Genomic DNA, 12,868 nt, shown 5'->3' with positions numbered 1-12,868 from the left:
CATGCGGGCGGAAACGGGAAAGCAGGGTCGCGTCATCCGGACGACCGTCGCCGTCCTGTCGCTGTTCGCGCTGAGCGCGCAGGACGCGCCCGCGCCGTTCGACCCCGCGACGGGCTATCGCATCGGCCAGTATCGCGCGGTGGTGCCCGGAACCCCGCCGGGCGTGCCGCGCGTCGACGCGGCCGGGGTCGCCCGCATGCTCCGGCAGGGTGGCGCGGTGCTGATCGACGTCTTCCCGGCGGAGGGCGGCGTGCGCGATCCGGCGACCGGCCGCTGGCGGTTGGCGCGGACGCACCGGACGATCCCCGGCGCGGCCTGGTTCCCGGAAGCCGGGCGCGGTCGGGTGAATCCCGGCGTGGAGCGATGGTTCCTGGACGGCGTGGCCGAGCTCGCGCGCGGCAAGCCCGGTCGGCCGATCGTGCTGTTCTGCCTTGCGGATTGCTGGATGAGCTGGAACGCGTCCCTGCGTCTTACGCGGGCGGGCTACCCCCGCGTCCATTGGTTCGGGGAAGGCACGGACGGGTGGCGCGATCTCGGTCGCCCGCTCGTCACCGCCGCCCCCTTCGGTTCGAGTACGCGATGACCCGGTTTTCCGCCTTCCTCCTAGTGTCCGCCGCCGTTCCCGCCGTCGCGCAACAGGCCCAGCCGGGCGATGTCGTCGTGACGGGCCGAGGCCTGGACGAGCGGCTGGCCGACCGGGCGCTCGACGTCGTGACGATCGACCGCGCGCGAATCGAGGCGAACGCCGCGAACCGGCTGGAGAGCGTGCTGGCGGACGTGGCGGGACTGCAACAGTTCCGCCGCGCCGACTCGCGCAGCGCCAACCCGACGGCGCAGGGCATCAGCTTGCGCGGCATCGGCGGCAACGCGTCGAGCCGCGCGCTGCTCGTGCTCGACGGCGTGCCGCAGGCGGACCCGTTCGGCGGATGGGTGGCGTTCCCGGCCTACGCGACCAACCGGCTGGGCGAGGTACGCGTGACGCGCGGCGGCGGCTCCGGCTATTTCGGGCCGGGCGCGCTGGCGGGCATCGTCGAGCTGGAGAGCGCCGCGCCCGACCAGCTCGCGGCCGTCGAGGCGGCAGGTTTCTACGGCAGCCGCGACTCGGTCGACGCGCAAGCGGCGGCGACGCTGGAGCGCCCCGGCGGCTTCGCCACGCTGTCGGCGGCGTACGCGTGGGGCAACGGCTTCGTGCCGATCGTGCGCGAGGACCGCGGGTCCGTCGACCGCCGGGCGCCGTACGAGCAGGCGTCGGCCGCGGTGCGCGGCGTCGTGGAGGTCGCGCCGGCGACCGAGCTCCAGGCCAACATGTCGGTCTTCACCGACACACGCGAGCGCGGCACGGTGTTCACGGGCAACAGGAGCGAGGGCGCGGACGTGAGCGTGCGCGTGGTCGGGCGCGGGCGCTGGGGCTGGTCGGCGCTGGCCTATCTCCAGACGCGGGCGTTCGCGTCGAGCTTCGCGGGCGTGAACGCGACCCGCACGACCGCCACGCAGACGCTGGACCAGTACGGCACGCCCGCGACCGGTCTGGGCGCGCGGGTCGAGATCGCCCCGCCGCTCGGGCGCGGGGTCGACCTCAGGCTCGGCGCGGACTGGCGGGACGTCGAGGGACGGACGCAGGAGAACTTCACCTTCGTGAACGCCCGGCCGACTCGGCGGCGCGTCGCGGGCGGCGAGAACCGCACGGTCGGCCTGTTCGCTGACGGCGCGGCGGAGCTGGGCGCGTTCACGGTGACGCTGGGCGGTCGCGTCGATCGGTGGCGCATCGCGGACGGGTTCCTCTCCGAGCGGCCGCTGGCGGGCGGCGCGGCGCTGACCGATCTCAAGTTCCGCGACCGGTCGGGCGAGGAGCTGACGGGCCGCGCCGGGCTGGCGTGGCGGCCCGCCGACGCGCTGACGCTGCGCGCGGCCGCTTATCGCGGCTGGCGGTTGCCGACGCTGAACGAGCTGTACCGCCCGTTCCGCGTGGGCGCGGACGCGGTCGCCGCCAACGCCGAGCTCGCGCCCGAGCGGCTGGAGGGCGTGGAGGGCGGCGTCACGCTCGCGCCCGCGCGCGGCGTGACGCTGGCGGCGACCGTATTCCACAACCGCCTGGAGGGCGCGGTCGCCAACGTGACCGCGGGGCGCGGGCCGGGCGTGTTCCCCGGCGTCGGCTTCGTCGCGGCCGGAGGCGTCTACCGCGTCAGGCGCAACCTGGACGCGATCGTCTCGACCGGCGTCGAGTTCGACGCGCGCGCCGAGCTCGGCCCCGTCTTCGCGCAGGCGTCCTGGAGCCGTGTGGACCCGCGCGTCGAGGCGTCGGGCGCGGCGGCGGCGCTGGACGGGCTGCGTCCCGCGCAGACTCCGCGCGACCTACTCTCGGCGACGTTCGGCTGGCGCAAGGGGCAGATGGTCGTGTCGGGCACCATCCGCCATGCCGCCCGGCAGTTCGAGGACGATCAGAACACGCGCGACCTGGCGTCCGCGACGACGCTCGACACCTTCGCCTCCGTGCCGCTCGCGCGGGGCTTGAGCCTGGAGGCGCGCGCCGAGAACCTGCTCGACGAGCGCGTCGAGACCGCCAACACCGGTGCGGAAGTGGTCGAGCGTGCGACGCCCCGCACGATCTGGGTGGGGCTGCGGTTCAGGGGCGGGTGACCGGAGCGGGCGCTACGCGGCCGACATGCGCGTGGCGGCAGGCTGCACGTCGGTGAAGTTGGGGATGTCGGCGAACGCGTGGCCGGCGTCCGGGTGGCCGAGCACGGCGTCCCGAGCGGCCGCGTCGGCGAAGCGCAGCACGGCGACCGCGAACATCGGTGCGACCTGATCATCGGGAAAATAAGCTTCGGCTCCGACCAATCCGTGTGGCTCCAGCACGCGCCGCACCAGCGGCAGGTGGGTTGCGACGTAGTAGCTCCGGTCGAACCGCGCTCCGTCCCCGGCGGGGTAGCTCACCAACAGTATCGCCACGGCGATCTCCCTTATTTCGCCTGCGCGAGCATAGCGTTCATGCGCTTGGCGGCGAACGGCGGCAGCTTGGCGGCCCGGGCCTGGGCAAGGTTGAGTGATGGACCGTTGCCTACCTGCACTAGCCCCACCATGCCCATGGAGTAGTGCGGCTGACACTTGATGCCGTAAAGGCCGGGTTTGGAGACGGTGAGTACGAATTCTTTGTTCATCGCACCTTTGGTGGAGGTGACGCCCGCGGGCAGCATGGAGGGAATGGTCTCCGCGTTGTGCGACGGATCGGTCGGCACGTAGCGGATGCGGTCGCCGGGCTGCGCCTTCACGAAAGCGGGCTCGAACACCATCGCGCCGGCTTTCCCCATGTTCCTCATCTGCACCACATGATCCTTCGCCGCGACAGGCGTCGCGGTCGCCAGAGCCGCCGCCGCGATCAGATACGCTGCCTTCATCGATGCTCTCCTACTCAGCCCGTTTCACTCCGGCGACCGATGAGCAGCCCTCAGCGCATCCGCGCAATCGACCTTTGGTGCAATGGCGACGTGCCGCGCGCAGGAGGAAAAGCGGTCCGGGAAGAAAGGCCGCAACGCACGGCCGAAGGAGGTACGCCATGCTTCAACAGGCTCTGGACGAACTGAACGGCTCGATCGCGATCCGTCCGCGTTACGACAACTTCATCGGCGGGCAGTGGGTCGCGCCCGTGCGCGGCCGGTATTTCGACAACCCGTCACCTGTGACCGGCAGAAAGATATGCGAGGTCGCGCGCTCGACCGCCGAGGACGTCGAGCTCGCGCTGGATGCCGCGCACAAGGCGAAGGACGCCTGGGGCCGCACCTCTCAGGCCGAGCGCGCGCTGATCCTGAACCGCATCGCCGATCGTATCGAAGAGCGCTTGAGCCTTCTTGCGCTGGTCGAGACGATCGACAACGGGAAGCCGATCCGCGAGACCACCCACGCCGACATGCCGTTGGTGGTGGATCACTTCCGCTATTTCGCCGGCGTTCTCCGCGCCCAGGAAGGCTCCATCGCGGAGATCGACCACGACACCGTCGCCTATCACTATCATGAGCCGCTCGGCGTGGTGGGGCAGATCATTCCCTGGAACTTCCCCGTGCTCATGGCGGCGTGGAAGCTGGCTCCCGCGCTCGCCGCGGGCAACTGCGTCGTCCTGAAGCCCGCGGAGCAGACGCCGCTCGGCATCATGGTGGTCGCGGAGATCATCGGCGATCTGCTGCCGCCCGGCGTGCTGAACATCGTCAACGGCTTCGGTGTCGAGGCGGGCAAGCCGCTCGCCCAGTCGCCCCGCATCGCCAAGATCGCGTTCACCGGGGAGACCACCACGGGTCGCCTGATCATGCAGTACGCGACCGAGAACCTGATTCCGGTGACGCTGGAGCTGGGCGGCAAGTCGCCTAACATATTCTTCCCCGACGTGATGGACGAGGAGGACGACTTCTTCGACAAGACGCTCGAGGGCTTCGCGATGTTCGCGCTGAACCAGGGCGAGGTATGCACCTGCCCCAGCCGCGCGCTCGTGCACGAGTCAATCTACGACCGCTTCATGGAGCGCGCGATTTCGAGAACTCAGGCCATCAAGATGGGCCATCCCCTCGACCCTTCCACGATGATCGGCGCACAGGCGTCCAACGACCAGTTAGAGAAGATCCTCTCCTACATCGACATCGGCAAGGCTGAGGGCGCCAAGGTCCTGACCGGCGGAGGTCGCCACCGGCCAGGCGGTGAGATCGACGAAGGCTACTACGTCCAGCCGACAATTCTGGAAGGCCATAACAAGATGCGCGTCTTCCAGGAGGAGATCTTCGGCCCCGTGGTCGCCGTGACGCCGTTCAAGGACTATGACGACGCGATCGCGATCGCGAACGACACGCTTTACGGACTGGGTGCGGGCGTGTGGGCCAGGAACGGCAACACCGCCTATCGCGCCGGCCGAGCCATCAAGGCAGGGCGGGTGTGGACCAACTGCTACCACCATTACCCCGCCCACGCGGCCTTCGGCGGCTACAAGCAGTCGGGGATCGGGCGCGAGAACCACAAGATGATGCTCGACCATTACCAGCAGACCAAGAACCTGCTGGTCAGCTACAGCCCCAAGGCGCTGGGCTTCTTCTGACCCTTCCATCTGCTCTCCGCGAGGCGACTTCCGCATCCTCTCTCCTGAAACTCGCGGTGAATGAACTGCGGCGGGCCCTCGGGTCCGCCGCCCTTGTTTGGAGCCCAGCATGCCACCGCGGCGCATCCTGTCCACGCCCGAAGCCGACCTCGTCGTGCAAGCCCTAGCGGCGCATCACGGGCCGTTGATGTTCCACCAGTCGGGCGGGTGCTGCGACGGCTCCGCACCGATGTGCTACCCGCTCGGCGATTTCCGGGTGGGCAGCCAGGACGTCCTGCTCGGCCATATCGCGGAAGACGTGCCGGTCTGGATCGGTGCGGCGCAATTCGAGTATTGGCGCCACACGCAGGTGACCATCGACGTGGTCCCGGGTCGTGGTGCGGGCTTCTCGCTAGAGGGGCCGCTGGGCGTTCGCTTCATTATCAGAAGCCGCGTCTTCACCGACGGCGAGGCCGCGGCCTTAGACGCTGCGGGGCCTCCGCCCAGGGGCGAATAGGGCATGACGAGCGCGCTCGACCATGACATGATCGCAGACGTGAAGGGGAGGCAACCGATCCGCGTGGCGTGCACGCGCGTCGACGATCCCGAACTGGCCGTGCAGGACCTGTTCGGGAAGCTTGGCGCGTCCGACCTCGCCGGCGTCATCCTCTTCTGCTCCAGCCGATACCCGCTCGACCGCTTGGCGGATGCGCTGGCGGCGCGTGCGGGCGATCTCGTCGTCGTCGGTTGCACCTCGTCGGGCGAGATCACGCCTGAGGGCATGGCCGAGGGCACGATCACAGCGGTCGGCTTTCCGGCCGAGGGCTTCCGGCTCGCCGTGGAGTGCTTCGCCGATCTCGACCGGTTCGAAGCGGCGGACGCGCAAGGCCGGATCCGCGCTTTGGTTGCCGACGCCAACGAGTGGGCGCGCCGCATCGACGCGCAACCCAGCCACGCCGCTATCTTCCTGGTCGACGGTCTGTCACATCGCGAGGAGATGCTGACACTGGCGCTTCAGGATGCGTTTGGTGAGGTGCCGCTGATCGGCGGCTCGTCGGGCGACGGGCTCGACTTCAAAGAAACTTTTATCTTCTGTGGCACGCAATTTCGGCGCGACGCAGCGGTAGTCGCGCTACTCTCGGCCGAGCGGCCGATGCGCGTGTTCCGCACCCAGCATCACGTGCCGGGTGCGACAAAGATGGTCATTACGGCGGCCAACCCGATGACGCGCGTCGTTCACGAGATCAACGCCGAACCCGCTGCGGTCGAGTATGCGCGGCTGGTCGGCGCCCAGCCCGACGAGCTCGGGCCCGCCATTTTCGCCGCCCACCCGCCGATGGTTCGCGCGGGCGGCGAGCATTACGTTCGGTCGATACAGAAGGCCAATCCGGACGGCAGCCTGACCTTCTACTGCGCGATCGATGAGGGAGTCGTCCTGACTCTCGGGGAAGGCAACGACATCGTCGCGGGGCTGGAGACCCTGTTCGATCGCCTCGACCGCGACGTAGGCGGTGTCGACCGCGTGATCGGGTTCGATTGCGTGTTGAACTCCGTCGAGATTGAGCAACGGCAGCTTCGTGGAACCGTGTCGGCGATCTATGCGAAGCAGGGTGTGATCGGGTTCAACACCTATGGCGAGCAGTATCATGCGCTCCACGTCAACCAAACCTTCACCGGCCTGGCGATCGGTCGGGGATGCTAACGGCGGCGAACGATCAGGGCGTCGACGCTCGGGTCGCCGCGCTCGAGGCCGAACTGTCCAAGCTCAAGCGCATCAACGCCGCTCTGATGAGCCGCGTGGAACGCTCGACGGACCTTCAGGGCAACGCGTTCTCCGTCTTCGAGACGGCCATATCTCTGGAAGGCAAAGTGCGCGAGCGCACCGCGGACCTGGAGCGCACACTCGATGAACTCGCCGGATCGAATGCGGCGCTAGCTCATGCCCGTGACGCGGCGGACAGCGCGCGCCGGCGCCTCGTGGACGCTGTGGAAAGCATAAACGAAGGGTTCGCGATCTTCGACGCGGAGGATCGCTTGGTGCTCTGCAATCAGACTTACCTCTCACTCTGGCCCGACGTCGCCGACCGCATCGTGCCAGGCGCTCGGTTCGAAGACATAGCCGGCGCGATCGGCGACAGCGGCGCGTCTCTGGGGGCGATGGTCGCCCCCGACCGCTGGGTGTCCGAACGCGTGGCGCAGCACCAGATCGCGGGCGGCGGTCAGGTAATCGCGCTCGCTGATGGGCGCTGGATCCAAGTCAACGAGCGTCGCACCAGCGAGGGCGGCGTGGTCGGCGTTTATACCGATATCACTGACATCCGCGCGGAAGATGCGCGTCGACGCGCCGTTGAGCTGGCGGAGCGGGCGCTGGTGCTCCAGGGCACGCTCGACGCAATTCCGCAGGGTGTCTGCGTCTTTGATCGCGAGCGTCGACTGCTTGCGTGGAACGATCCTCTTCTGGCGCTTCTGAGGCTCAATCCCGCAACGGCCAAGCTGCGGCTGGGTGAGCACGAGTCTCTGGTACGCTGGTGCCAAAGCCGGTTGTGGACGGATGCGGAGGAAGTGCTCGGTTGGTTGTCCGCAGGCGAGGCCGTGGTGATCCGTACCGAGCCCGACGGGAGAAGCGTCGAGGTGCGACGGCGCGCCATGCCGGAGGGTGGCATGGTGATCACGTTCCATGACGTCACCCGCCGTCTCCGCGCAGCGGAGGCACTGCGCGAGGCGAACGAGACGTTGGAGGCGCGCGTCGCCGAGCGCACCTCTGAGCTTGAGCGGGAGATTGCCGACCGCGTCGCCGCCGAGGCCGCGTTGCGCGACGCCAAGACCGCGGCTGAGCAGGCCAATTTGTCGAAAACGCGCTTTCTCGCCGCTGCGAGCCATGACCTATTACAGCCTCTGAACGCAGCGCGCCTGTTCGTGTCCGCGCTCGCGAGCCGCCGGCTCGCGCCCGAGAACCGGCAATTGGTTTCGCAATCCGCGTCGGCGCTGGATTCGATCGAAGATCTGCTCGAGGCGTTGCTGGAGATTTCGAAGCTCGACGCCGGGGCGATCACGCCGGAGATCGGCGACGTCCCGCTGGGCGAATTGTTTCAGGCTCTTCGGGCCGAGTTCGCGTTGATCGCGGACGAGCGCGGCCTTGGGTTCCAGGTGGACTCGACGGATGCCTGGGTTCGGTCCGACCCCCGGCTACTGCGCCGCATCCTCCAGAACTTCCTGTCCAATGCCCTTCGCTACACGCGGGAAGGCGGGGTCACAATGTCGGTGCGGCTCGAGGGCGAGTGCGCAGTAATTGCGGTGACGGACACGGGGCCGGGCATCGACCCCGCGCATCATCGGGAGATCTTCGAGGAGTTCCGACGTTTCGACGATGGTCGCGCGCGGGGTATAGGACTTGGGCTGGCGATCGTACAGCGCGCTGGCCGGATGCTCGGCCACCCGATTGATCTCCGCAGCGCTCCGGGCCAGGGGTCCGTCTTCACAGTGGCCGTGCCGATCGCCGCGCTGGGCCTTCGCTGCCGGGCGCCCGCTGTTCCGGTTATGCGCCAAGGGCTCGGCATGCGCACCGTGCTGGTGGTCGACAACGAGCAATCGATATTGGACGGCATGCGTGCGGTGCTCGAAGGGTGGGGGTGCCGCGTTTTCACCGCGTTGGGAGAGGCGGAGGTGCGCGCCGCGCCGCCGTGTGCGCATGAGGCGGTGAATGTCATCTTAGCCGATTATCATCTCGATAATGGGGCCACTGGTGACGAGGTGGTTGCCAGCCTTCGCCAGCTGCTCGGTCGTGCGGTGCCCGCCGTCATCATCACAGCGGATCGAATGCCCGATCTCCGTGACCAATTGACGTCCAACGGGTTCCACGTGCTTCAGAAGCCAGTCAAGCCTGCGCAGCTTCGCGCTCTGCTCGCGCGGTTGGGGAGCTGAGCCGTACTCAATCGAGCCGGTCAAGCAACCACGCCGTTCCGAGCGCCGCAGCGGCCATCCAAAGCACCGCGATGATCGTGCCTGCCACGATGCTACTCGGCCTGGCGATCCTTTGCGCCGCGGCGGCCCGGAATTCCTCCATCAACACTGTCGGGATCAGCCGCAGAGCCACCGCGATCCCGGCAGGCAGGAGGAGGAGCTCGTCGAGCAATCCCAGAACGGGAATGAAGTCCGGAATGAGGTCGATGGGGCTGAGCGCGTAGGCGGCCACGACGGCGGCGACCAGCTTCGCGGCCGCCGGCGTGCGGGGGTCGCGGGCGGCGATCCAGAGCGCAAGCGTGTTCCGCTTCATCGATGCGGCCCAGGCCCTGATCCGCCGCCAGCCGCCCATCGCCAACGCTCCCCGCGCTTTATGGGCTCGTCCGCCCGCCTGCGCCACCGGTCTTCAATGCCGTGGGGCGGTCGCGCCGACGAAGCGCACCTTGTTGGCCAGTATGACCGCCTGCGTTCGGCTATAAACGTTCAGCTTCGCCAGGATTGCGGAAACGTGCGCCTTGACGGTGGTCATCGACACGTCGAGTTCGTAGGCGATCTGCTTGTTGAGCTTCCCCGCGACCACCAGCCCCAAGACGATGCGCTGCTGAGGCGTCAGCGTATCGATGCGTCGGCGGATCTCCTCCGCTTCTGCGTCGGGAACGGCCAGGAACTCCTCGGGCGTGTAGATGTCGCCGGCGAGGATGCGCCGGATCGCGTCCACGATGGCGCTGCGCTTCAGCGACTTCGGAATGAACCCTGCGGCCCCACACGCGACGGCCTCGCCGACGAGCCCGCCTTCGACGGCACCCGAGACGACCACGACAGGGATTGAGGGGAAACGATCCCTGAGCGTCGCCAGGCCGGAGAAGCCGTTGGCGTCCGGCATGTTGAGGTCGAGCAGCACCAGATCGAAGTCGCCTTCCCGTTCGATGATGCCGACCGCTTCGGCGACCGAAGACGCCTCGAACAGCTCCGTGCCGTCGAACGCGACGGAGATCACGGTGCGCAATCCGTCGCGCACCAGCGGATGATCGTCCGCGATGAGAACGCGTTCCACCCCCGAGCCCCTCCCCGGACCAGCGTCTAGCGTGCAGACCGGCGGCGAGGAAAGGGACTCGGGTGAGATCCGCGCCCCAATCGCCCCGATCACGATTTAGGCAGCTTGAACACCCAGAGCGCGCCGCCCTGGTTGATGTTCTGGATCGCCTTGGCAACCTCGCCGCCCCATAGCGGGACCGCGCCGCCCCATCCGGACATCACGGCCACGTACTGCTCCCCGTCCTGCTCCCAGGTTACGGGCGAGCCGACCACGCCCGAGCCGGTGTTGAACTTCCAGAGCTCCTGGCCTGTCTTCGCGTCGAACGCCTTGAGAAAGCCTTCGGGCGTGCCGGTGAAGACCAGATTGCCTGCCGTGGTCAGCACACCGCCCCAGAGCGGCGCTTTGTTCTTGTACTCCCAGGCGATCTTGCCAGTGGCAGGGTCGATCGCTCGGAGCACGCCGATATGGTCGTCGTAGAGCGGCTTGATCGTGAAGCCCGCCCCCAGATAGGCCGCGCCCTTCTTGTACGCGATCGGCTCGTTCCAGATGTCCATGCCCCATTCGTTGGAGGGGACGTAGAACATGCCAGTCTGCTGGCTGTACGCCATCGGCATCCAGTTCTTGCCGCCCAGGAACGAAGGGGCGGAGAAGACCGCCGGACCTTTCTCCGCGGTCGGCGCGCCCGGCCGGTTCTCCGCCACGAAGATGGGCTTGCCCTGCTTGTCGAAGCCTTTGGCCCAGGTCACCTTGGACACAAACGGCGTGGCGGACACGAACTTGCCGTTGGTGCGATCGAGCACGAAGAAGAACCCGTTGCGGTCGGCCTTCGCGCCCAGCTTGCGCCCGTTATGGTCGAAGGGGATGAACTCGTTCACTCCGTCGAAGTCCCAGCCGTCGTGGGGCGTGGTCTGGTAGTGCCACTTGACCTCGCCCGTGTCGGGATCGAGGGCGATCGTCGACGAGGTATAAAGGTTGTTTCCCGGGCGCAGGTGGCTGTTCCACGGCGCGGGGTTGCCGGTGCCGAAATAGGCGAGCTTGGTTTCGGGATCGTAGGTGCCGCCGAGCCAGGTCGCGCCCCCGCCTGTCTTCCACTGGTCGCCCTGCCAGGTCGCGTTGAGCTTGCCGGTCATGGTCGACTCTTTGCCGTTCAGCATGCCCATATGGCCCTCGATCGTGGGTCGGGACCAGACGAGCTCGCCGGTGTTGACGTCGCGCGCCTCCACCTTGCCCACCACGCCGAACTCGCCCCCGGAGTTGCCGTAGAGCACCTTGCCGTTCACGATCAGCGGCGCCGCGGTGAAGCTGTAGCCCGCGGAATAGTCGGCCAGCTTTTTGTTCCAGATCACCTTGCCGGTCTTGCGGTTTAGCGCGACCAGGTGCGCGTCGAGGGTGCCGAAGATAATTTTGTCGCCGTAGATGGCGGCGCCGCGGTTGACGACGTCGCAGCACGGCATGATGCCGTCGGGCAGGCGGGCGTCGTACTGCCACACCTCCTCACCCGTCTTCGCGTCGAACGCGAACAGGCGGCTGTACGAACCGGTGACGTAGATCATCCCGTCATAGACGATCGGCTGCGCCTCCTGGCCGCGCTGTTTTTCGCCGCCAAGCGACGCGGAATAGGCAGGCACCATGCGCGCCACGTTGGACGCGTTGATCGTCTGGAGCGGGCTGAACCGCTGGGCGCGGGGCCCCATGCCATAGGTCAGCACGTCGCCGGTGGACCGCTCGTCGTTCATCAGGTCGACATCGGACGGACCCGCCGCCGCGGCCACCACCGCCGCGCCTTGCTCGTCCTTGTCTCTGGCGGCCAGCGGCGCCGCGGTGACGAAGGCTGCGCCCGTCAGCAGGACGGCCCCAAGCGAAAGCTTACTCATGCTTCTTCTCCCCTCCTGCTCGGCGGCGAGAGGTCGCCGAGGCTTTGTCGGCGCAAGCTACGCCCGGACGCGCGCCCGCTGAATTGGACCTTGGATCAAGCCGAAAGCGGAGCGGCCGGCGTGACGCCGTACCGACCGAAGATGGCAGCGAGCGTGCCGTCGCCGCGCAACTCTCCCATCAATGCCTCTATGGTGTCGCCCAGATCGCGGCTGTCGTCTTTGACGGCTATGCCCACGTCCCAGCCGGGACTCGGCAGCGCGGGTAGCGGGCCCCGCCGCAGCTTGAGCCGGTCGCCCGCCGTGGTGCGGGCATGCTCGACCTGCGCACGCGTGGCGAGCACCACATCCGCCTTGCCCTGCGCCACTTGGTCGATCGCAGCCGAACCACTGAGCAGGTGCGCGACGTCGCCGCGCAACACGCCGCCGAAGCCACCGGACAAATAGAAGTCGGGGATGGAGTCGAGTTCCGCCGCCAGCCGCTTGCCCTTCAGCTGGGGCGGCGCGACCTCGCAGTCCGTGTCGAGCGCGCACGCCATCGAGAAGCTCTCGCGATAGTAAGCTGCGCCGATCGCGACCCGATCGTTCTGACGCGAGAAGCGCGGATCGACGGGCACGTGGAACATCACGTCGGCGACTTGGCCGCCAATCAGCGGGCCACGCCAGACCATGTTCCTGAGGTCGTCGTCTACGCTCTCGTCGGCCATGAAGTCGACGACCTCCGAGCGCACGCCTAGGCGCCGGGCGATCGCCTCCGCCAGCTCCACGTCGATCCCCCGCAGCTTACCGGCCGCGTCGCGCCACGACCAAGGCGCGAAGTCGCGGTACACCGCAACGCGGAGCACGCCGTTGGCTTTCACCTTGTCGAGGGAGGCGGCGAGGGCGGGGCGGGGAAGGGCGAGCGCGGCGAGCGCACCGCCGATGAAGGCGCGGCGGGCGAGGACCACC

The 12,868-nt window shown here is 68.1% G+C and carries 12 protein-coding genes; 6 read left to right on the top strand and 6 right to left on the bottom strand.

All coding sequences use genetic code 11. From position 1 onward, the window contains the following. The first annotated feature begins 1 nt into the window (after position 1). Together CKY28_RS06645 and CKY28_RS06640 are read left to right on the top strand one after the other, a co-directional pair. Positions 2-583 (top strand): rhodanese-like domain-containing protein, encoded by a 582-nt coding sequence (locus CKY28_RS06645; RefSeq protein WP_095997506.1) that lies wholly within the window; start codon positions 2-4, stop codon positions 581-583. Further along, positions 580-2,637, top strand: coding sequence for a TonB-dependent receptor (locus tag CKY28_RS06640; RefSeq protein WP_095997505.1), 2,058 nt, complete (start codon positions 580-582; stop codon positions 2,635-2,637). Before CKY28_RS06645 ends, CKY28_RS06640 begins: the two co-directional genes overlap by 4 nt. Before the next feature lie 12 nt (positions 2,638-2,649). Here the strand turns inward: CKY28_RS06640 and CKY28_RS06635 are convergent, their stop codons facing one another. Both CKY28_RS06635 and CKY28_RS06630 read right to left on the bottom strand, forming a co-directional pair. Beyond that, complete coding sequence (locus tag CKY28_RS06635) at positions 2,650-2,949, bottom strand: EthD family reductase (protein ID WP_245841653.1); 300 nt, start codon at positions 2,947-2,949, stop codon at positions 2,650-2,652. 11 nt (positions 2,950-2,960) lie between these two features. Beyond that, complete coding sequence (locus tag CKY28_RS06630) at positions 2,961-3,395, bottom strand: pseudoazurin (RefSeq protein WP_095997504.1); 435 nt, start codon at positions 3,393-3,395, stop codon at positions 2,961-2,963. Between the two features lie 158 nt (positions 3,396-3,553). Between CKY28_RS06630 and adh the strand changes: the two genes are divergently transcribed. The 4 genes from adh to CKY28_RS06610 all read left to right on the top strand — a co-directional run bounded on the left by adh (position 3,554) and on the right by CKY28_RS06610 (position 8,974). Continuing rightward, positions 3,554-5,074 (top strand): aldehyde dehydrogenase, encoded by a 1,521-nt coding sequence (gene adh, locus CKY28_RS06625; protein WP_095997503.1) that lies wholly within the window; start codon positions 3,554-3,556, stop codon positions 5,072-5,074. Between the two features lie 109 nt (positions 5,075-5,183). Next, a complete protein-coding gene (locus tag CKY28_RS06620; RefSeq protein WP_095997502.1) occupies positions 5,184-5,570 on the top strand; it encodes a DUF779 domain-containing protein in 387 nt (128 codons plus the stop codon). A 3-nt stretch (positions 5,571-5,573) separates the two neighbouring features. Next, entirely contained in the window at positions 5,574-6,755 is a 1,182-nt protein-coding gene (locus tag CKY28_RS06615) for an FIST N-terminal domain-containing protein (RefSeq protein ID WP_095997501.1), read from the top strand. Continuing rightward, entirely contained in the window at positions 6,749-8,974 is a 2,226-nt protein-coding gene (locus CKY28_RS06610) for a hybrid sensor histidine kinase/response regulator (protein ID WP_095997500.1), read from the top strand. Before CKY28_RS06615 ends, CKY28_RS06610 begins: the two co-directional genes overlap by 7 nt. Positions 8,975-8,981: 7 nt before the next feature. On the opposite strand, the gene CKY28_RS06605 is transcribed toward CKY28_RS06610, so the two are convergent. The 4 genes from CKY28_RS06605 to CKY28_RS06590 all read right to left on the bottom strand — a co-directional run bounded on the left by CKY28_RS06605 (position 8,982) and on the right by CKY28_RS06590 (position 12,867). Beyond that, positions 8,982-9,365, bottom strand: a complete 384-nt coding sequence (locus CKY28_RS06605; RefSeq protein ID WP_217989553.1) for a DUF1232 domain-containing protein — start codon at positions 9,363-9,365, stop codon at positions 8,982-8,984. A gap of 54 nt (positions 9,366-9,419) precedes the next feature. Further along, on the bottom strand, positions 9,420-10,067 hold the full coding sequence (locus CKY28_RS06600) for a response regulator (RefSeq protein WP_095997498.1): 648 nt from the start codon (positions 10,065-10,067) through the stop codon (positions 9,420-9,422). Between the two features lie 89 nt (positions 10,068-10,156). Beyond that, the gene (locus CKY28_RS06595; protein WP_095997497.1) at positions 10,157-11,923 is read right to left on the bottom strand and encodes a methanol/ethanol family PQQ-dependent dehydrogenase; all 1,767 of its coding nucleotides are present in this window, start codon (positions 11,921-11,923) and stop codon (positions 10,157-10,159) included. 95 nt (positions 11,924-12,018) lie between these two features. Further along, a complete protein-coding gene (locus CKY28_RS06590; RefSeq protein ID WP_095997496.1) occupies positions 12,019-12,867 on the bottom strand; it encodes a substrate-binding periplasmic protein in 849 nt (282 codons plus the stop codon). Between the last annotated feature and the right edge of the window lies 1 nt (position 12,868).

This window comes from Sphingomonas lenta, assembly GCF_002288825.1.
GTDB lineage: Bacteria > Pseudomonadota > Alphaproteobacteria > Sphingomonadales > Sphingomonadaceae > Sphingomonas > Sphingomonas lenta.
Note: the sequence above shows the minus strand (reverse complement) of the source record. Positions and strands in the feature narration are given on the sequence as shown.